The sequence below is a fragment of the Saccharopolyspora antibiotica genome, from assembly GCF_047200635.1.
Classification (GTDB): domain Bacteria; phylum Actinomycetota; class Actinomycetes; order Mycobacteriales; family Pseudonocardiaceae; genus Saccharopolyspora_C.
Map to the genome: position 1 here is coordinate 13,675 of NZ_JBJZOI010000014.1, position 19,758 is coordinate 33,432.

The window sequence follows — 19,758 nt, forward strand, 5'->3', positions numbered from 1 at the left end:
TTCGCTCACGCAGCACCGGCCACCCGAGCAGCGCCGGGCACCGGCTCGCGTCACGCCGCCGGCAGGGCCGCCAGGCGCGACTCGATGCGGGCGATGTCGGTCCGCGCCGTCTCGCGACGGACCTTGATCTTCTCGACGACCTCGGCCGGGGCCTTGTCGGTGAAGGAGGGGTTGCCGAGCTTCTTCTCGGTGCCCTCCAGCTCCTTGCGCGCCGCCGCGAGGTCCTTCTCCAACCGCTTGCGCTCGGCGGCCACGTCCACCGCACCGGAGAGGTCCAGCTCCACCTCGACGTTCCCGCCGACGAGGCCGATCTCCAGGGAGGCCGAGGAGGTGAACTCCTCGCCCGGCTCGTTCAGCTTCGCCAGCGAGCGCACCGCCGGCAGGTGCTCCGCCAGCCCGAGCGCGTCCAGGCCGCTCAGCCGGGCCGCCACCCGCTGACCCGGCTTGAGCCCCTGGTCGGAGCGGAACCGGCGGATCTCGGTGATGAGCTTCTGGGTCGCCTCGACACGACGCGCCGCGCCCTCGTCGGTCGGTGCGCCCACCGCCTTCGGCCAGTCCGCGATGACCACGGACTCGCGGCCGGTCAGCGTCGTCCACAGCAGCTCGGTGACGAACGGGATCGTCGGGTGCAGCAGCCGCAGCAGCACGTCGAGCACGTGGCCCAGCACCTCGCGGGTGCGCTCGGCGCGCTCGCCGCCCGCGTCGATCTGGACCTTGGACAGCTCCAGGTACCAGTCGCAGAACTCGTCCCAGGTGAAGTGGTAGAGCGCCTCGGTGGACTTGGCGAACTGGAAGTCCTCCAGCAGCTCGTCCACCTCGGAAGCGAGCTGGTCGGCGCGGTCCAGGATCCAGCGGTCGGCGTCGGTGAGCTCCGCGCGGTCCGGCAGCGCCGCCGGCACCCGGGCGCCGTTCATCAGCGCGAACTTGGTGGCGTTGAACAGCTTCGTGCAGAAGCTGCGCGAACCGGCCACCCACTCCTCGCTGATCGGTGCGTCCGCCCCGGGGTTGGCGCCGCGCGCCAGCGTGAAGCGCAGCGCATCGGTGCCGTAGTTGTCCATCCACTCCAGCGGATCGACCGTGTTGCCCGCGGACTTCGACATCTTCTTGCCGTGCGCGTCGCGGACCATGCCGTGCAGCGCGATCACGTTGAACGGCGCCACGCCGTCCATCGCGTACAGGCCGAACATCATCATCCGGGCGACCCAGAAGAAGAGGATGTCGTAGCCGGTGACCAGCACGCTGGTCGGGTAGAACTTCGCCAGGTCCGGGGTCTCGTCCGGCCAGCCCATCGTGGAGAACGGCCACAGGCCGGAGGAGAACCAGGTGTCGAGCACGTCCTCGTCCTGGCTCCAGCCCTCGCCCGAGGGCGGCTCCTCGTCGGGTCCGACGCAGACGACCTCGCCGTCCGGGCCATACCAGATCGGGATCCGGTGACCCCACCACAGCTGCCGCGAGATGGCCCAGTCGTGCAGGTTGTCCACCCAGTCGAAGTAGCGCTTCGCCATCTCCGGCGGGTGCACCGCGACCCGGCCGTCGCGCACCGCGTCCCCGGCGGCCCGAGCCAGCGGGCCGACCTTGACGAACCACTGCAACGACAGCCGGGGCTCGATCGGCTCCTTGGACCGGGAGCTGTGCCCGACGCTGTGGGTGTACGGGCGCTTCTCGCCGACGATCCGGTCCTGGGCGCGCAGCGCCTCGCGGACGGCGCCCCGGGCCTCGAAGCGGTCCATGCCGTCGAACTCCGTGCCGGTACCGGCGATCCGCCCCTGCTCGTCCATGATCGTGAGCATCGGGAGGTCGTGCCTGCGGCCGATCTCGAAGTCGTTCGGGTCGTGGGCGGGGGTCACCTTCACCGCACCGGTGCCGAACTCCGGGTCGACGTGCTCGTCGGCGACGACCGGGATGCGGCGGCCGGTCAGCGGCAGCTCGATCTCGGTGCCGACCAGCGCGCGGTAGCGCTCGTCGTCGGGGTGCACGGCCACGGCGGTGTCGCCGAGCATCGTCTCGACCCGGGTGGTGGCCACCACGATCTCGGCGGCACCGGAGCCGTAGCGCATCGAGACGAGTTCGCCCTCGACCTCGCGGTGCTCGACCTCGATGTCGGAGATCGCCGAGCGCATCGACGGCGACCAGTTCACCAGGCGCTCGGCCCGGTAGATCAGGCCGTCGTCGTAGAGCTTCTTGAAGATCGTCTGGACGGCCCGGGAGAGCCCGGCGTCCATCGTGAACCGCTCGCGGCTCCAGTCGACGCTGTCCCCGAGCCTGCGCATCTGGGACAGGATCGAGCCGCCGTGCTGCTCCTTCCACTCCCACACCCGTTCCAGGAACTTCTCCCGGCCGAGCACGCGGTGGTCGACGCCCTCCGCGCGGAGCTGCTTCTCCACCAGCGCCTGCACGGCGATGCTGGCGTGGTCCATGCCGGGCAGCCAGAGCGCCTCGTAGCCCTGCATCCGGCGGCGGCGGGTCAGCACGTCCATCAGGGTGTGCTCGAAGGCGTGGCCGATGTGCAGGCTGCCGGTGACGTTCGGCGGCGGGATCACGATCGAGAACGGCGGCTTGTCGCTGCTCGCGTCGGCGGTGAAGTACTCGGCGGCTACCCAGCGCTGGTACAGCTCGGCCTCGACGTCGGCCGGGTTCCAGCTCGACGGAAGTTCGCGGGGCTGTGCGGGTGCGCTGGTCTGTGTCACACGCCGATTCTACGAACCGCTCTCGGCGGGCCTACCGGGCCTCACCTCCCGCGTTGCATCACCATGTGAACCACATCACGTGTGGCGTGCTCACGTGGTCGCGAAGGGGGACGCTGAGGGCATGCCGCGCAAAGCCCCCGCCCAGGACATCGACGAATCGGCCCTGCACACGCACGCGCCGAAGGACCACGCCGCCGGCGTCAAGGCCGTGCTCGTCTCGATGCGACGCGGCTGGGAGCAGATGGGCGTCGGGCGCACCGCGCTGACGCTGCCGCTGCTCAACCAGCGCGCCGGATTCGACTGCCCGGGCTGCGCGTGGCCCGATCCGCAGGAGGCCGACGGCGACAAGCGCAGCGTGGCCGAGTTCTGCGAGAACGGCGCGAAGGCCGTGGCCGAGGAGGCCACCACCCGCCGGGTCGACGCGGAGTTCTTCGCGCGCCACTCGATCGAGGAGCTCGCGGAGAAGACCGACTACTGGCTGGGCCAGCAGGGCCGCCTGACCGAGCCGATGATCCGGCGCGAGGGCGACACCCACTACCGGCCCATCGACTGGGACGGCGCGCTGGACGTGGTCGCCGAACAGCTGCGCGGGCTGGAGAGCGCCGACGAGGCCGCGTTCTACACCTCGGGGCGCACCAGCAACGAGGCCGCGTTCCTCTACCAGCTGCTGGTGCGCAGCTTCGGCACGAACAACCTGCCGGACTGCTCGAACATGTGCCACGAGTCCTCCGGCTCGGCGCTGACCGAGACCATCGGCGTTGGCAAGGGCTCGGTGTCGCTGGCCGACGTCGAGCACTCGGACCTGGTGCTGGTCGTGGGGCAGAACCCGGGCACCAACCACCCCCGGATGCTGTCCACGCTGGAGAAGGTCAAGGGGCACGGCGGCACGATCGTCGCGGTGAACCCGCTGCCCGAGGCCGGGCTGATGCGGTTCAAGAACCCGCAGAACGTCCGGGGCGTCGTCGGCAGCGGAACCCCGCTGTGCGACGAGTTCGCGCAGATCCGCATCGGCGGCGACCTCGCGCTGTTCAAGGCGCTCACCGCGCTGGTGGTGCGGGCCGAGCAGGAGGCCCCGGGCACGGTGCTCGACCGCGAGTTCATCGACCAGCACACCCACGGCTCCGAGGAGTTCCTCGCGCAGGCCGCCGAGATCGACTGGGACGCGACGATCGCGGCGACCGGCCTGCCCCGGGAGCAGATCGAGAAGATCGCGCGGCTGCTCGTGCGGTCCGAGCGCACCGTGATCTGCTGGGCGATGGGGCTCACCCAGCACAAGAAGGCCGTGCCGACCATCCGCGAGGCCGTGAACCTGCTGCTGCTGCGCGGCATGATCGGCAAGCCGGGCGCGGGCGTCTGCCCGGTGCGCGGCCACTCCAACGTGCAGGGCGACCGCACGATGGGCATCTGGGAGAAGATGCCGGAGCAGTTCCTGGCGGCGATGGAGGCCGAGTTCGGCATCCCGATGCCGCGCGAGCACGGCCACGACACCGTCGACACGCTGCGCGCGATGCGGCGCGGCGGGGTGAAGGCGTTCTTCGCCGTGGGCGGCAACTTCGTCTCGGCGACGCCGGACACCGAGGGCACCGAGAAGGCGTTGCGCGGCTGCCAGCTGACCGTGCAGGTCTCGACGAAGCTGAACCGCTCGCACGCGGTTCCCGGCAGCACCGCCCTGATCCTGCCGACGCTGGGCCGCACCGAGCGGGACGTGCAGGAGACCGGGCCGCAGTTCGTCACCGTCGAGGACTCGATGTCGGTGGTGCACGCCTCGCGCGGCCGGCTCAAGCCCGCCTCCGAATCGCTGCTGTCCGAGGTGGCGATCGTGGCCCGGCTGGCCCGCAAGCTGCTCGGCGACGACCACCCGGTGCGCTGGGAGGAGTTCGAGCGGGACTACGACGCGGTGCGCGAGCACATCGCCGCCGTCGTGCCGGGCTGCGAGGACTACAACGAGAAGGTGCGCCGCCCGGACGGCTTCGTGCTGCCGCACCCGCCGCGGGACAGCCGCACCTTCCCCACGGCCACCGGCAAGGCGAACTTCACGGTGAACACGCCGGAGCCGCTGGTGGTACCGGAGGGCAGGTTGCTGCTGCAGACGCTGCGCAGCCACGATCAGTACAACACCACGATCTACGGGCTCTCGGACCGCTACCGGGGCATCGAGGACGCCCGACGGGTGATCATGGTCAACGAGGCGGACATCGCCGCGCTGGGCTTCGCCGAGGGCGATCTGGTGGACCTCGTCTCGGAGTGGCCCGGCGAGCCCGGCCCGAGCGGTGAGTCCACCGTGGAGGAGCGGCGCGCGGAGCGGTTCCGCATCGTCGCCTACCCCACCGCCCGGGACTGCGCCGCCGCCTACTACCCGGAGGCCAACCCGCTCGTGCCGCTGGGCTCGGTCGCGGAGAAGTCCAACACCCCGGTCTCCAAGGCCGTGCTCATCCGCCTGGACCGCGTCGAGAGCTGAGCGGTTCCGCCACGGCACGACCCGGACGCGGAGCGGACCGGCGCGGGCGGCGGGGCGCGCGTGACCGCCGCCCGCACCGGCCGGGGCCGCCGCGCCGTGCCGCGCGGGGACAACGCCGCGGCACGACGCGGCGGCGGGCACCCGGCGCGCGAGCGATCCGCTCAGCGCGCCAGGCGGCCGCGACGCGGGGACCGCACCGCGACGCACCGCGAGCAGGGCGCGAGCGGCGGACGGGCAAGGTCCGCGGCGAGCACGATCCGCCCGCAGAGCGCCCGATACCGCCCCTGCCCCCCGGCGAGACCCGCCGCCATCTCGACATCGTCGACGAAGTGATCACACCCGTCGTGCACGCTCGTCAGGGACACGACCCGGGCTCGCTGCCACCGCATGTCCTCCTCATCGGCACGGCGGGACCCGCTCCGCAGGCGCTCCGGCGGGGCAACCCGGGGAACCTTCCGAATCAGGCCAACCTTGCTGGCAGGACGGGGGAACAGCGGATCGGGCGAAGATCCTTCGGGGCAACCTGAGGCAAGAATGATGACCGAGCGAGTTCGGCTGGATACACTCCGCGCACGTTCAGGAGGTCGATCATCATGCCCCGAAGCCCCGGGTTCCGGCCCGAGCGCAACGACCGGCTGCGGGAGGCCCGGGAGGCGCGGCCCTCGCGCGTCGCTCCCGGGGAACCGCTGTCCCGCGCCGAGCTCGCCGAGGCCGTGAACGCCTACCTCTGGGAGTCCACCGGCCGCCGCTACACCCTCTCCGCGCACCACATCGCGAAGTGGGAGCGCGGCGCGGTCCGCTGGCCCACGGCCGCCTACCGCGCGGCGCTGCGCGCGGTGCTGGGCTCGGCCGACGACGAAGCGCTGGGCTTCCGGCCGCGCGGGGGACGGGCCTCCCCGGCACCTCCGCCGCCGACGAGCGCGGTCGACGCGATCCGGGTGGTGTCGAACTCCTTCCAGGCCGCGGACCGGCGCATCGGTGGCGGCACCCTCTACGGGACCGTCCGGCACTACTTCGACACCGTCGTGCTGCCGCTGGTGCGGCGCGAGGGCGACGACGCCGCGGTGCTGTCCGCGGCGGCCTCGGTGATCGAGCTCGCGGGCTGGATGGCGCACGACAGCGGCCAGGACGGTCCCGCGCAGCGGCACTTCCGCACGGCCCACCGGCTCGCCACGGCCGCCGCCGATCACGCGCTCGTGGCCCACGCGTGCGCCTCCCTCTCGCACCTGAGCACCGAACTGCGCCGCCCCCGGGAGGCCGCCGGTCACGCGCTGGACGGGCTCGCCCACGTGCGGCGGACCGAGGGTTCGAGCCAGCTCGTCGCCCGGCTGCACGCCCTGCACGCGCGAGCGCTGGCCGCGCAGGGCGACCGGCGCGGCACCGAGCAGCAACTGGCGCTGGCCAGGGCGAGCCTGGACGGGCGGGGCGCGCCGAGCGCCTGGACCGCGCCCTTCGACCTGGCTTCGCTGTCCAGCGAGACCACCGAGTGCTGGCGCAGCCTCGGCGAGCTGCGGCGGGGTGAGCTCCACGCCCGCGAGGCGATCCGGCTCCGGCCGCTGGAGCGGGTGCGCAGCCGAGCGCTGAGCATGGTGGCGCTGGCGCAGGTCCTCTGCGAGTCGGGGCGGTACGACGAGGCCGCCGACACCGGGATCACCGTGCTCACCGAGGCGGCCGCGCTGTCCTCGGCCCGGGTGTGCGGCAGGCTGGACGAGCTCGCGGCGGCGTTGCGCGAACACCGCGCGGCCCCCGGTGTCGCCGGGTTCTTCGCCGCCCGCGACGCCCGCCCCCTCCCCCGCACCGCGTGACCGGGCGATCCGCCGCTCTCCTCCGCGCCGTCCGGCGACGGCGCTGCCGGCACCTGCCAGCACCCCGGCTGAGCCGACGAACGTCCCGCTCGGACCGGGGCGGGGAGCTCACCGCCCACCGGCCTCACCGGCGCGTTCCCGGCCCGCGCAGGCCCGCCACGGGCGAGCGGTCAGCTGCACTGCCAGAGGAAGCGGCCCTGCCCGGTCTCCTCGTCGAGGAAGGCGTAGCCCACCCCGGCGTCGCCGAAGTTGACCTCGAAGGGGAAGTCGGTCGCGCTGTCGAACTGGCCGATGAACCGGAACGGCGCGCCGGGGGCCTCGTCTCCCTGCAACCACTGCGGCGAGCCGAACAACCGGGTCGCGAAGTCGTCCACGTTCACCTCGCCGTCGAAGGGCGTCAACTCGACCCGGTGGTCCGGGCCGAACGTGGGGCCCTTGGCGATGCTCGCCACCTGGTAGAACTCGGCGGGCTCGCCGGGCTGGGCGAAGAAGGCGTTCTCCCCGCCGTCCGGCTCGAAGGTGTCCACGACGTCCTGGTCGTCCTCCGGGTAGTCCTCGGTGAGGAAGAGGTACGCCAGCCGCACCTGCTCCCCCGGCAGCCGGATCTGGCCGAGGAACCGCATCGGCCTGCCCAGCGACTCCGACAGCGGCCAGGCCGGGGCGCGCAGCCACACCGGCTGACCGCCGAACTTCGTCACGGGTTCCAGGATCGGCTCGTCGGACTCGACGAACCGCAGGCTCTGGCGGACCGGGGCACTGGGCATGGCGTGGCTTCCTCGCTGTCGCCGGGTTGCGCGGGCGGCGCCGCGGCAGCGCGCGACGCCCGGCGAGACAGTAGCGAGCCGCCCCGACCCCGCGGCGCCGACCGCACGAGGTCGCCCCCGGCTCACACCCGAACGGAGCAGCGGTCCCCGCGACGGCGCCGGGAGGCGCGCAGGCGGCGGGCGTACTGTGCGGAGCAACCCCCGCCACCCACGCAGGAGGCCCCGATGGGTCGAGTCACCGTCCGCCGCCCCGTGCTGCGCGTGACCGAGCACGGCTCCCGCACCCGGCCCGACACGCTCGCCGCCGAGGAGCCGCTGGAGATCCGCATCGGCGGCCGGGCGCTGTCGGTGACCATGCGCACCCCGGGGCACGACGTCGAACTGGCGCACGGCTTCCTGCTCACCGAGAACGTCATCGCGAGCGGGGACGACGTGCGGGGCGCCCGGTTCTGCGACAGCCCCGGCCCGGACGGGCGCAACACCTACAACGTGCTGGACGTGGTGCTCGCGGACGGCGTCGCCCCGCCCGACACCTCGGTGGAGCGGAACTTCTACACCACCTCGTCCTGCGGGGTGTGCGGCAAGGCCGCCCTCGACTCGGTGCGGCTGAGCACCCGGCACTCCCCCGCCGAGGACGCGCTGCGGATCAGCCCCGAGCTGCTCTCCGGGCTGCCCGACCAGCTCCGAGCGGCGCAGAAGGTCTTCGACTCCACCGGTGGGCTGCACGGCGCGGCGCTGTTCGACTCCGCGGGCGAGCTGCTGGTGTGCCGGGAGGACGTGGGGCGGCACAACGCGGTGGACAAGGTTCTCGGCTGGGCCGTGCTGGCGCAGCGGGTGCCGCTGCGCGGCTGCGTGCTCATGGTCTCCGGCCGCGCCTCGTTCGAGCTGGTGCAGAAGGCGGCGATGGCGGGCGTTCCGGCGCTGGCCGCCGTGTCGGCGCCGTCCTCGCTGGCCGTGGAGCTCGCCGAGGAGCAGGGGATGACGCTGGTGGGCTTCCTGCGGGGGAGTTCGATGAACGTCTACACCGGAGCCGAGCGGATCACCGAGACCGAACCGGCCCCGGCCCCCTGATGGCCCCGGCCGCTAGCCGTGCGAGGCGCGGTCGGGTGCGTGGCCACCGATGAAGTCCACGACCTCGGGCAGCGCGAGCCGGTAGTAGCGGCTGTTGTGCCCGCCCGGGGTGCTCACCGAGGCCACCTCGGGTTTCGCCTCGCGGACGAAACGGCGGGTACCCGCGATGAACCGGTCCCGCGTCCCGCACCAGACGCCCAGCGGCACGTCGCCCAGCGCGGCGACGTGCTTCATCGGATCGATCGAGTTCCACTCCGCCTCGTCCGCGAACGCCCGCCGCTTCGACATCTCCCGCCAGTCGTTGATCAGCGCCGGGGAGACCACGGCGGTCGCGCGCACCGGGTCGTCGAGCTCGTTGCGGCGCCGCGTGTAGAGCAGCGCGCCGAACCCGCCCATCGAGATCCCGGAGACCGCGAACGGCTGCCCGTCCTGGCCGCCCAGCCCGCGCTCGGCGAGCCAGCGCGGCACCTCCTCCAGCAGCATCCACATCGGATCGTCGCCGGAGCGCTGGTGCCAGTAGCTGTTGCCGCCGCCGTCCACCGCGAGGAAGGCGAACGGCGGTACCTCCCCGGACTTCACCGCGTTGGTGAGCCAGGCGGGCAGCCCGCCCGCGGACCTGCGCGCGTCGCCGAAGCGGCCGTGCAGCATCAGGCACACCGGGATCCGGTCGCGGGACACCCCGCTCGGGTACATCGTGACCAGTTCGACCTCGCGGTTGCGGGCCTGCGAGTGGACCCGCTCGACCGAGACGTTGCTCTGCTGGGCCAGCGCCGAGGGCTCGGCCTCCACGAGAGCACCGCCCGAGTCGCTGCTGAGCCCCAGCGCCAGCGCCCCCGCACCGGCCACACCCGAGGCGAGCAGCGTGCGCCGGTTCAGCATCGGGACGTTCCGCGGCTCCCCGCGCTGCATGGCACCTCCGGGCCCTCGTTCCCCTCCGCACCCCCCATCGTCCCAGCGGGCCGGGTCGCTACCCCGACGCCCCCGGCACGTCGGGTCAGCGGGCGCCTTCCGGGACGGGGGAGCAGCCCGCGGTGCGCGGTGCGGCCTCGACGCGATCGGCCACCGGGACCGAGCCGTAGAGCACCCAGCGCAACAGCGCCGGCCACGGGCCGTACCCGGCCGCGGTGTCGAGCTCACCGACCCCGGGGAGCACGTCGAGTTCCACCCGCAGCCGCCGCGCCAGGGCCGCCGCGGCGCGTTCCGGCAGCACCGGATCCGCCTCCCCCACCACCAGCCTGGTGGGGCCGCCGGCGTGCCGCAGCGCGGGAGCGTCGATTTCGGAGCTCCCCGGCCGGGACGGCGGGGGAGCGACGAGCAGGACCCGATCGGCGCGACGAGGCGCGGTGGCGGCCGGTGCCGACGGGGCCGGGGCCGCGACGTGCCGGAGCCAGGCGTCCGCTCCGCCGCGGTGCGCCACGACGGCGAGCTCCGCGTCCGGTGGAACCCGCGACAGCCCGGCGCGCAGGGCACCGAGCCCGTCCGCGTCCGCCCACCTGGTCACGACCGCTCCGGCCTCCCGCGCCCGGGCGGCGAGCCACCGCTGCCAGTGCCACGGTCCCGGGTCCGAACCGCCGGGAAGCAGCAGCACGTGCAACTCGCTCATCGGGCCACTCCCTCGGCGTGCTCGACCGGACAACGCTCTCCGACGAGCATGATCGGGCATGACCGCGGATGCCGCCGGGGGAGTTCGAGGATCACCGCCCCGAACTCACCCGCCCGCGCGACATCGCTGCTGCGTCCGGCCCGCGATCAGGCCGACTTCTCGCGCCGCTCCCGGCGAGTGGCCTGCCTGGCCACGATGGTGGGATTGACGTTCTCCCGGACGGTCTGCTCGGTGATGACGACCTTGGCGACGTCGGTGCGGCTCGGGATGTCGTACATCACCGGCAGCAGCACCTCCTCCAGGATCGCGCGCAGGCCGCGAGCGCCGGTGCCGCGCAGGATCGCCTGGTCGGCGACGGCTTCCAGCGCGGTGCGGGTGAACTCCAGCTCGACGTTGTCCATCTCGAACAGCCGCTTGTACTGCTTGATCAGCGCGTTGCGCGGCTCGGTGAGGATCTTCACCAGGGAGGGCTTGTCCAGGTTCGTCACGCTGGCCACGGTGGGCAACCGGCCGATGAACTCGGGGATCAGACCGAACTTGATCAGGTCCTCGGGCAGCACCTCGGAGAACCGGTCGGCGGAGTTCGCCTCCTCCTTCGAGCGCAGCTGGGCGCCGAAGCCGACGCTGGCCTTGCCCACCCGGTCCTCGACGATCTTCTCCAGCCCGGCGAACGCACCGGCCACGATGAACAGCACGTTCGTCGTGTCGATCTGGATGAACTCCTGGTGCGGGTGCTTGCGACCGCCCTGCGGCGGCACGCTCGCCGTCGTCCCCTCCAGGATCTTCAGCAGCGCCTGCTGCACGCCCTCGCCGGAGACGTCGCGGGTGATCGACGGGTTCTCGCTCTTGCGAGCGATCTTGTCGACCTCGTCGATGTAGATGATGCCCGTCTCGGCGCGCTTGACGTCGTAGTCGGCGGCCTGGATGAGCTTGAGCAGGATGTTCTCGACGTCCTCGCCGACGTAACCCGCCTCGGTGAGCGCCGTGGCGTCGGCGATGGCGAACGGCACGTTCAGCATCTTCGCCAGCGTCTGCGCGAGATAGGTCTTGCCGCAGCCGGTGGGGCCGAGCATCAAGATGTTGGACTTCGCGAGCTCGACGTTCTCCTCGCGGGTGTCCCGGGTGCGCTCGCCCATCTGGATGCGCTTGTAGTGGTTGTAGACCGCGACCGAGAGGTTGCGCTTCGCCGGGTCCTGCCCGATGACGTACTGGTCCAGGAACTCGTGGATCTCGGTCGGCTTGGGCAGCTCGTCGAGCTTGACCTCACCGGCCTCCGCCAGCTCCTCTTCGATGATCTCGTTGCAGAGATCGATGCACTCATCGCAGATGTACACGCCGGGGCCGGCGATGAGTTTTTTCACCTGCTTCTGGCTCTTCCCGCAGAAGGAGCACTTCAGCAGGTCGCCGCCGTCACCGATACGTGCCATGACCGCTGACCCCGTCCCCTCCGGCACGCCGTCCGGTGACGTGCCTGACCGTATGTGCTCGTTTCGACGGTACCTGTCGCTCCCCGGATTCGGGGAGAGTCACGGGCTCCGCTCCCTGCCAGTCTCCGTCATGGCCCGGGGCCGGTGGCCACCGCGGTCACCCTCCGGCGTGTCGCGCTCGCTCGGCGTGCCGCTGATCGAGCATCCCACATCCCGGAACGTCACCGCCCGCGACTCGCCGCGAGGCGCTCCGCGCCGGGAACGGGCTCCCGGCGGCCCTCCGCACCGACGAGGACGTCGCCGGGAGGGCCGCCGCGGGTTCCGCCACCCGCTCCGCCGAGCGGAGCCCGACGGGCGCGATCAGGACTGCGCGGAGAGCTTGCGGTACGGGAGGACCTCGTCCACGATCCCGTACTCCTGCGCCTGCTGGGCCGTCAGGATCTTGTCGCGCTCGACGTCCTGGCGGACCTGCTCCTTGTCCTTGCCGGTGTGCGTGGCGAGCGTGGACTCCATCAGGTCCCGCATCCGCTGCACCTCGTTGGCCTGGATCTCCAGGTCGGAGACCTGACCGTAGATGCCCTCGGTGGAGGGCTGGTGGATCAGGATCCGGGAGTTCGGCAGCGCGAGCCGCTTGCCCTTGGTGCCCGCGGCCAGGATGACCGCCGCCGCCGAGGCCGCCTGGCCCAGGCAGATGGTGCGCACGTCCGGCCGGACGTACTGGATGGTGTCGTAGATGGCCATCAGGGCCGTGAACGAACCGCCCGGCGAGTTGATGTAGATCTGGATCTCGCGGTCCGGGTCGTCGGACTCCAGGAACAGCAGCTGCGCCATCACGTCGTTGGCCGAGGCGTCGTCGACCTGGACGCCGAGGAAGACGATGCGCTCCTCGAACAGCTTGTTGTAGGGGTTGGACTCCTTGACCCCGTACGCGGTGCGCTCGACGAAGGAGGGCAGCACGTACCGGGACTGCGGAAGCTGGAATGAGCTCACGACAGGTGACTCCTCGTTAATCGTTCCGGGCGCGGGGTCAGCCGGGCAGGTTGGCCGCGGTGGCGATGTGGTCCACGAAGCCGTACTCGCGGGCCTCCTCGGCGGTGAACCAGCGGTCCCGGTCGGAGTCGGCCGTGATCTTCTCCACCGTCTGGCCGGTCTGCGCCGCGATCAGCTCCGCCATCTCCCGCTTGTGCTTGGAGAAGACCTCGGCCTGGATCGCGATGTCGGAGGCCGTGCCGCCGAGCCCCGCCGACGGCTGGTGCATCATGATCCGCGCGTGCGGCAGCGTGAAGCGCTTGCCCTGCGCACCGGCGGAGAGCAGGAACTGGCCCATCGACGCCGCGAAGCCCATCGCGACGGTGGCCACGTCCGGCTTGATCAGCTGCATGGTGTCGTAGATCGCCATGCCCGCGGTGACCGAACCGCCCGGCGAGTTGATGTAGAGCGAGATGTCCCGCTCCGGGTCCTCGGCCGCGAGCAGGAGCAGCTGCGAGCAGATCTGGTTGGCCATGGTGTCCTCGACCTGAGACCCCAGGACGATGATCCGCTCCCGCAGCAACCGCTCGTAAACCGAGTCGTTGAGCGAGAGCCCGTTCGTCGACCGCATGTGCGGCGTCGAGTCCGACGCCGGAACAGTCAGGTGCTGCGTCACGTCTCCCCTGCCTTCTTCCATGAGAGCTTCCACAGTGGACCGGCGCAGATCGCCGCCGACCCCTTCGGGATGCCTTGCTTGTCGCGTTCCGGACTTGGTCCGCGTCTGGTGATCCGCTTGCAACCGACCCTAACGAACGTGGGCGGCACCAGCTTCCCGGTACCGCCCACGTTCGCTCAGAGCTTGCGCATCGCTCCCGCTGCTCGCGGATTCCTTCCGCTGCCCGCGAATTCCTTCTGCCGACAGCGAAATTCACCGCCGCGGGATCGTCACTCGGACTTCGCCGCGCCCGCGGTCTCGTCCTTGTCCGCGGCCTGCTCGACCTCGCCCGCCACGACCTCCGGCTCAGCCGAGTCGTCCTGGGAGCCGAACAGCTCGTCCAGGTCCAGCTCGGTGCCCGAGGCGTCCACCACGGTGGCCTGCCGGACCACCGAGAACAGGGCCTTGCTGCGGCGCACGTCGGCGTAGATCGCGCCGAGCTGGCCGGACTGCTGGGCCTGCTGGACGTACTGGTCCGGGCTGACGCCGAAGCGCTGCGCCTGGTAGATGATCCGCTCGGTCAGCTCGTTGTCCGAGACCGACACGTCCTCCGCGTCGGCGATCGTGTCCAGCACCAGCTGGGTGCGGACCGCCTTCTCCGCCTCCTCGCGGGTCTCGGCGTCGAACTGCTCGCGAGTCTGGTCCTGCTGCTCCAGCCACTCGCCGAACTTGTCCTCGTCGTGGTCGTGCGGGTGGATCGCGTCGTGGACGCGGGCGTCGACCTCGGACTGGACCACGTTCTCCGGCAGCGGGACCTCGATGGTCTCCAGGAGCGCGTCCAGGACCTTGTCCCGGGCCTGCATCCCCTGCTGCATCCGCTTGACGCGGCCCAGTCGCTCGCGGAGGTCGGCGAGCAGCTCCTCGGCCGTGTCGAACTCGCTGGCCATCTGGGCGAACTCGTCGTCCGCCTCGGGCAGGTGCCGCTCCTTGACGGAGACGAGCTTCACGGTCACCTCGGCCTCGCGGCCCGCGTACTCGCCGGCCACCAGCTGCGTGGTGAAGGTGTTGGTGTCACCCGCCGACGCGCCGATCAGCGCGTCGTCGATGCCCTCGATGAGCTGACCGGACCCGATCTCGTAGGACAGGCCGCTGGTCCGCGCCTCCTCGACGTCCTCGCCGTCGACGGTGGCCGACAGGTCGATGCTGACGAAGTCGCCCTGCTCGGCGGGACGCTCGACGCCGGTCAGCGTGCCGAAGCGGGCGCGCAGCTCGTCCAGCTGCTCCTGCACCTCGTCCTCGGTCGTCTCGACGTCGTCCACCGACACCGACAGCTCGCCGAACGCCGGGATGGTGATCTCCGGGCGGACGTCGACCTCGGCGGTGAACTCGATCTGGTCGCCGTCCTCGATCTTGGTGACCTCGATCTCCGGGCGGCCCAGGGTGCGGACCTCGGAGCCGTTGATGGCCTCCATGTACTTCGCCGGAACCGCCTCGTTGACGACCTCGTCGAGCACGGGCGCGCGGCCGATGCGGCTCTCCAGCACGCGGGCGGGAACCTTGCCGGGGCGGAAGCCCGGGATGCGGACCTGGTTGGCCAGTGCCTTGTACGCGCGGTCGAAGTTCGGCTTGAGCTCGTCGAACGGCACCTCGACGTTGATCCGTACGCGCGTCGGGCTCAGGTGCTCGACGGTGCTCTTCACGTGGTCTCCTAGTGCGAACGTGCTTCGGACCCCGGCGGTGCCGGCGGGAACGCGACCCGCGTAGGGCGCGCTCCGGCGACGCCGGGCTGACCTCCGAGTCTATTGCCCTGGCGACGCCGGGGCCCTGGGGGGTTGTCTCAGCGGAGGCCCTCGCCCGGGAACACCGCGTCGCCCAGCCCGGGGACGGCCCCGGGGACGGCGGAGCCCAGCGGGGTCGGGTTCACCGCCGTCCCCAACCCGGCGGTCGGCGGGACGATCCGCGAACCCGGGACCTCGACGAACAACGAGACCCCGACGAGCAGCAGCACCGCCAGCGCCAGCGCCAGCCCCACCAGCAGGGCGGGGATCCGGACGCGGCGCGCGAGCCGGGAGACGGCGAAGTGAACGTGCACGTCGACGGAATCGGCGGGCCGCTGCTGAGCGTTACCGGGAACGAGAACCGTCACCCGCGCGAATCACGGTGCGTGAGATCGGGAACGGGTCCCGCGAGCGAGTCGGGCGCACCGCCGCGGCGCCCGCGCGATGACGAGCTCCGCGCCCCGGCGCCGCGAAGGCGCGGCGTCTCCCGAGTCGACCCGCCGGAAGCGCTCCCGAACGAGCTCGGGCCGCCGCGTCGGGGAGTGTCGTGCGTCGCTGCCGGGCGCGACCAGCGGCACGAGGACCGCGTCCCGGAGCAGCGGGACGCGCGGCTTCCCGGCGACATCAGCTCGCGGAGAGGACCATCCGGCCCGCCGGTCACCGGGGAGCGGCGAGATCACTGCCGGACGCCTCCGGCGGACCGCTCGCAACGGTGTCTCCGCCCGTCGGGGTGGCGGGATTTGAACCCACGGCCCCTCGCTCCCAAAGCGAGTGCGCTACCAAGCTGCGCCACACCCCGTCTCACCTGCGCCGCACCCGAGAGGCCCGGGTGCGTTGCGGAGAGCCTATCGCGACCCGTTAAGCTGGGGCACGCAAGGTCGGGAAGAGCTCGGCGCGAGGTCGCCGGGACGATCGCCTGACCAGGCACGCGGGCGTAGCTCAATGGTAGAGCCCCAGTCTTCCAAACTGGCTACGCGGGTTCGATTCCCGTCGCCCGCTCAAGTGAGGAGCCGGGCCGGAGATCAGAGATCTCCGGCCCGGCTCGTTTTCGCGGGCCGGTCCCGCGGGCCCCCGCGCAGCGCGCCCGGGGCGTGCTCGGCCTTCTCGTTCTCCCGGTCCCGGGTCAGGTGAGGGCGCCCAGGACGCCCAGGGCCGTCCGGATGGGATCCAGGACGAGGGGGGCGTTCTCCGCCTGGGCCGTTTCCACCGCCGAGCAGCCGTTGATCACTGCCGTGGTGCCGTTCTCCGCCGCGCGTCGCAGGGGGTGGCGCATCGCGTCGGACCAGCGGGCGGCATCGGTGATGTCGTCGACGGTCAGGTCCAGGACCGCCGCCTCGCCGAACGCGTCCGCCCAGCCGTAGTCGGTGACGCGGCGCCGGAGTTCGGCCGCGATGGCCTCGTTCCGGGTGACCGCGCCGATCCGGTGGCCCGCGGCGACGGCGGCGCCGACCGTGAGCCGGAGCAGCCCCAGGGCCGGGCGGCCGCCGATCGTGCCGCCGCGGGCGGGGATCGCCGGGTCGAGGACGCAGTCCGGGAGCACGGCGTCGCAGTCGGGCACCGCGGCCAGGGCCTCGGCCACCAGGGCCGTCGAGCGGTCGATGTCGTCGGCGGTGTTGAGGGCGCGCGGGCCTCCCGGGGGCAGGTCGGACAGCACGACCCGCACCCCGGCCGGGGACAGCGCGTCGTAGCGGGCCTGCCGCCGGGCGACCTCCTGGGGCCCGACGACGATCGGGGTGACGGCGCGGACGAGCATGGCGTTCCTCCTCATCGAACGTGGGTCAGCGCGCCGAGCGCGCGCAGGGCCGCCGCGGCGTCCGTCGCGTCCGGCAGCGCGGTGCACCGCTCCCGGATCCCGGCCACCGCCTCGGGGGCGCCGAGCAGCTCGCCCAGGACGCGCACGCGGTCCTCGGCGGAGAACGGGTGGTGCGAGGCGTCGCCGACCGGGTTCGGCCGTTCCGCGACGAGGCGGCCCTCCGGTCCGGTCGCGCTGAGCCGGACCGGCCGCTCCGCCGGAAGTCGCGCGTCCAGGTCCGCGGCCGCCCGCACGGTGACGCGGCGGGCGAGGGCGGCCGTCGCGGGATCGGCCAGCGCCTCGGCGGAGAACTCGTCCGGTCCGACCCTCCCCCGCCGCAACGCGGTCGCCACGACGTAGGGCAGCGAGAACCGCGCCGCCAGCGCGGTCGGCCAGCTGGTCCGGTCGAGCCCCGCGCCGAGCGAGTGGATCTCGACGAGGACGTCCCCGGGCTCGGCGCCGACCCGGTCGCGCAGGGACAGCGCGGCGTCGATGGCGGCGTGGGTGAACGAGCACGACGAGTGCTGCTTGAAGTAGCCGCCCAGCACCTCCCAGCGCTCGCCGAGGTCCTCGGTGAGCGCCGCGTGGTCGAGCGAGCCGAGCAGCTCGCCGAGCGCGTCCCCGGCGACCCCGGTGAGGTGCCCGCCGCCGGAGGCGGCCAGCCGGGCCGCGACCAGGCCGGACTGGTTGGCCGCACCGACCCAGGCGTCCCGGACGGGGTTTCCGTCCAGCGCGGCGGAGAACGGCCCGGCGACGGGCATCCCGCCGCCCGCGTCGATCGCGATCGCGGTCTCCGCAGGCCCCAGTCCCAGCAGGCGCGCGCACCCCGCCGCCGCTCCGGTGACGCCCCAGTTGCCGTGCGGGTGGGTGCCCGGCCGGAGCCGGGTGGCCCGGCCGAACCGCGCGGCGACCTCGTAGGCGACGAGCAGGGCGCAGCACAGCTCCGGGCCGCTCGCGCCCCGCCGCGCGGCCAGCGCGAGCACGGCGGGGAAGCCGTGCGCGGCCGGATGTCCGGCGGCGAGCCGGTGGCCGTCGTCGAGTTCGAGCCGGACCGAGGCGATCGCGTTCAGCCAGGCGGCGGCGTCCGCCTCGGCGGTGCGGCCGGTGCCGTACAGCGGGGACGGACCCTCCGGCGGGTCCCACGCCTCGACCAGCGCCCGCTGCGCGGGTTCCCGCGCCCCGAGGGCGGTGACCGCGACGGCGTCCACGAGCACGGTCAGCAGCCGTTCCCGGACCTCGGCTGGGACGTCGGGCCAGCGCAGCCCGGACGCCCACCGGCCGAGCCCGCCGACCGCGTCCCGGACCGCACCGGTCCCGGTCATGCCCGCTCGCTGAGGGGGCGGGCGGCGGACGCGGTGGCGGCGGGCTCGCGGGGCACCAGCAGCATGAGGAGCGCACCCGCCACGGCCAGCCCGGCCATCACGATGAACCCGCTGGTGAAGCTGCCGGTTCCGGCCACGATGAAGCCCATCACCGACGGGGCGACGATGCCGGAGGAGGCGAAGGCCGCGTCGGCGAAGCCCGCTGCGCTGCCCGGCTGGTCCGGGGCCGCGTCGATCGAGGCGACCCACCAGATCCCGCCGGTGATGAACCCGAACCCGACGCCGAGCGAGATGGAGATGAGCGCGACGGTGAGCGTCGGGGCGATCGCGAGCGGGATGAGCGAGCACCCGGCCAGCAGCAGGGCCACGCCCATCACGGCGAAGCGGGTGCGGATGCGCGGGCTGCGCCGGTACACGCGGTCCACGACGTACCCGCCGACCAGCGCACCGACGATGCCGCAGGCCCAGGGGGCGATGGAGAACGCACCGGCCTGCTCGACGCTGAGCCCGTAGGCGTTGGACAGGAAGGACGGCAGCCAGTACATGAAGCCCCAGAACATGAAGCCCCAGGCGAAGTAGCCGCCGGCGACCACCCACAGGTTCCGGTTGGTCAGCAGCGGGCGCCACCGCACCCGGGACCGGCCCGCCGAGGACTGGGCCTCCTGGCCCTCCGCGATCAGCGCGCGCTCGGCGTCGTTGACCCGCGAGGACTCCTCCGGCAGGTCGCGCAGCAGCACCGCGGCGAACAGCGCCCACACCACGCCGAGCAGCGCCAGCGTCCAGAACATCCCGCGCCAGCCGACGAGATCGGTCAGCCAGGTCAGCAGCGGCCCGGAGATCAGCAGGCTGCCGGAGACGGCGACCCCGCCGCACAGCGCCAGCGCCACGCCGCGCTCGCGGATCGGCAGCCACCGGCTCACCGTCCGGGTCGCGGCCGGGAACGCGGGGGACTCACCGATGCCCAGCAGCAACCGGATCACCAGCAGGCCGGCGAACGACCCCGCGACCGGGATGAGCGCGGTGGTCACCGAGAACAGCGCGATGGCGGCGAGCAGCACCCGGCGGGTCCCGAACCGGTCCACCAGCGGTCCGGACACGAACGCCGCGACCATGTACCCGATGGAGAAGACGGAGCTGATGATCCCGTACTGCGCGGTGGTGATCCCGAACGCCTGCTCCAGCGGTTCCACCGCGTAGGAGACCGCGCTGCGGTCGATGTAGTTGATGACGATGAGGCCGACCACCAGCCCCAGCGTCACGAAGCGAAACCGTGTGCTCATGCTCGTAATCCCTTGATTCCGGTGGGGAATCGTTCGCTCCTCAGCGCGGAGCGGACGAGACGTCGTTGTCCTGTCTGGGGTGGATCGGGCGCTGGGGCCCACTCGTCCGGGCCTGGTCGAGCCCTCGGGCGGCGGTCTCCGAGGCAC

At 72.6% G+C, this 19,758-nt stretch carries 15 protein-coding genes and 2 tRNA genes; 4 read left to right on the forward strand and 13 right to left on the reverse strand.

Annotated elements, in window-relative coordinates; all coding sequences use genetic code 11:
- Nucleotides 1–50: 50 nt before the first annotated feature.
- Nucleotides 51–2,687 (reverse strand): valine--tRNA ligase, encoded by a 2,637-nt coding sequence (locus tag ACL03H_RS13345; protein ID WP_412811520.1) that lies wholly within the window; start codon nt 2,685–2,687, stop codon nt 51–53.
- Between the two features lie 121 nt (nt 2,688–2,808).
- Here ACL03H_RS13345 and ACL03H_RS13350 point away from each other — a divergent pair, with 121 nt between their 5' ends.
- Together ACL03H_RS13350 and ACL03H_RS13355 are read left to right on the forward strand one after the other, a co-directional pair.
- Nucleotides 2,809–5,145 (forward strand): FdhF/YdeP family oxidoreductase, encoded by a 2,337-nt coding sequence (locus ACL03H_RS13350; protein ID WP_412811521.1) that lies wholly within the window; start codon nt 2,809–2,811, stop codon nt 5,143–5,145.
- A gap of 593 nt (nt 5,146–5,738) precedes the next feature.
- A complete protein-coding gene (locus ACL03H_RS13355) occupies nt 5,739–6,950 on the forward strand; it encodes a helix-turn-helix domain-containing protein (protein ID WP_412811522.1) in 1,212 nt (403 codons plus the stop codon).
- Between the two features lie 170 nt (nt 6,951–7,120).
- On the opposite strand, the gene ACL03H_RS13360 is transcribed toward ACL03H_RS13355, so the two are convergent.
- Nucleotides 7,121–7,714, reverse strand: coding sequence for a YwqG family protein (locus ACL03H_RS13360; protein WP_412811523.1), 594 nt, complete (start codon nt 7,712–7,714; stop codon nt 7,121–7,123).
- A 225-nt stretch (nt 7,715–7,939) separates the two neighbouring features.
- Here ACL03H_RS13360 and fdhD point away from each other — a divergent pair, with 225 nt between their 5' ends.
- Nucleotides 7,940–8,785, forward strand: a complete 846-nt coding sequence (gene fdhD / locus ACL03H_RS13365; RefSeq protein WP_412811524.1) for a formate dehydrogenase accessory sulfurtransferase FdhD — start codon at nt 7,940–7,942, stop codon at nt 8,783–8,785.
- A gap of 12 nt (nt 8,786–8,797) precedes the next feature.
- Here fdhD and ACL03H_RS13370 read toward each other — a convergent pair whose 3' ends face one another.
- The 8 genes from ACL03H_RS13370 to ACL03H_RS13405 form a co-directional block, all read right to left on the reverse strand.
- Nucleotides 8,798–9,664, reverse strand: coding sequence for an alpha/beta hydrolase (locus ACL03H_RS13370; RefSeq protein WP_412811525.1), 867 nt, complete (start codon nt 9,662–9,664; stop codon nt 8,798–8,800).
- 115 nt (nt 9,665–9,779) lie between these two features.
- On the reverse strand, nt 9,780–10,388 hold the full coding sequence (locus ACL03H_RS13375; protein WP_412811526.1) for an alpha/beta hydrolase: 609 nt from the start codon (nt 10,386–10,388) through the stop codon (nt 9,780–9,782).
- A gap of 146 nt (nt 10,389–10,534) precedes the next feature.
- Nucleotides 10,535–11,815 (reverse strand): ATP-dependent Clp protease ATP-binding subunit ClpX, encoded by a 1,281-nt coding sequence (clpX, locus tag ACL03H_RS13380; protein ID WP_412811527.1) that lies wholly within the window; start codon nt 11,813–11,815, stop codon nt 10,535–10,537.
- Nucleotides 11,816–12,175: 360 nt separating this feature from the next.
- Nucleotides 12,176–12,805 (reverse strand): ATP-dependent Clp protease proteolytic subunit, encoded by a 630-nt coding sequence (locus tag ACL03H_RS13385; RefSeq protein ID WP_412811528.1) that lies wholly within the window; start codon nt 12,803–12,805, stop codon nt 12,176–12,178.
- 37 nt (nt 12,806–12,842) lie between these two features.
- Nucleotides 12,843–13,415: an ATP-dependent Clp protease proteolytic subunit gene (locus ACL03H_RS13390; protein WP_412811639.1), complete on the reverse strand. Its 573-nt coding sequence runs from the start codon at nt 13,413–13,415 to the stop codon at nt 12,843–12,845.
- 314 nt (nt 13,416–13,729) lie between these two features.
- Nucleotides 13,730–15,139, reverse strand: coding sequence for a trigger factor (tig, locus tag ACL03H_RS13395; protein ID WP_412811529.1), 1,410 nt, complete (start codon nt 15,137–15,139; stop codon nt 13,730–13,732).
- A gap of 137 nt (nt 15,140–15,276) precedes the next feature.
- Nucleotides 15,277–15,585: a hypothetical protein gene (locus tag ACL03H_RS13400; protein WP_412811530.1), complete on the reverse strand. Its 309-nt coding sequence runs from the start codon at nt 15,583–15,585 to the stop codon at nt 15,277–15,279.
- 357 nt (nt 15,586–15,942) lie between these two features.
- Nucleotides 15,943–16,016: transfer RNA gene (locus ACL03H_RS13405), tRNA-Pro, on the reverse strand.
- Nucleotides 16,017–16,145: 129 nt separating this feature from the next.
- Between ACL03H_RS13405 and ACL03H_RS13410 the strand changes: the two genes are divergently transcribed.
- Nucleotides 16,146–16,216, forward strand: a tRNA-Gly gene (locus ACL03H_RS13410).
- 124 nt (nt 16,217–16,340) lie between these two features.
- On the opposite strand, the gene ACL03H_RS13415 is transcribed toward ACL03H_RS13410, so the two are convergent.
- Genes ACL03H_RS13415 through ACL03H_RS13425 form a run of 3 tightly spaced genes read right to left on the reverse strand, consistent with a single transcriptional unit; the run spans nt 16,341 to nt 19,611 of the window.
- Nucleotides 16,341–16,970, reverse strand: a complete 630-nt coding sequence (locus tag ACL03H_RS13415; protein ID WP_412811531.1) for an aspartate/glutamate racemase family protein — start codon at nt 16,968–16,970, stop codon at nt 16,341–16,343.
- Between the two features lie 11 nt (nt 16,971–16,981).
- A complete protein-coding gene (locus ACL03H_RS13420; RefSeq protein ID WP_412811532.1) occupies nt 16,982–18,331 on the reverse strand; it encodes an MmgE/PrpD family protein in 1,350 nt (449 codons plus the stop codon).
- Nucleotides 18,328–19,611, reverse strand: coding sequence for an MFS transporter (locus ACL03H_RS13425; RefSeq protein ID WP_412811533.1), 1,284 nt, complete (start codon nt 19,609–19,611; stop codon nt 18,328–18,330). The genes ACL03H_RS13420 and ACL03H_RS13425 overlap by 4 nt, the downstream gene beginning before the upstream one ends.
- Between the last annotated feature and the right edge of the window lie 147 nt (nt 19,612–19,758).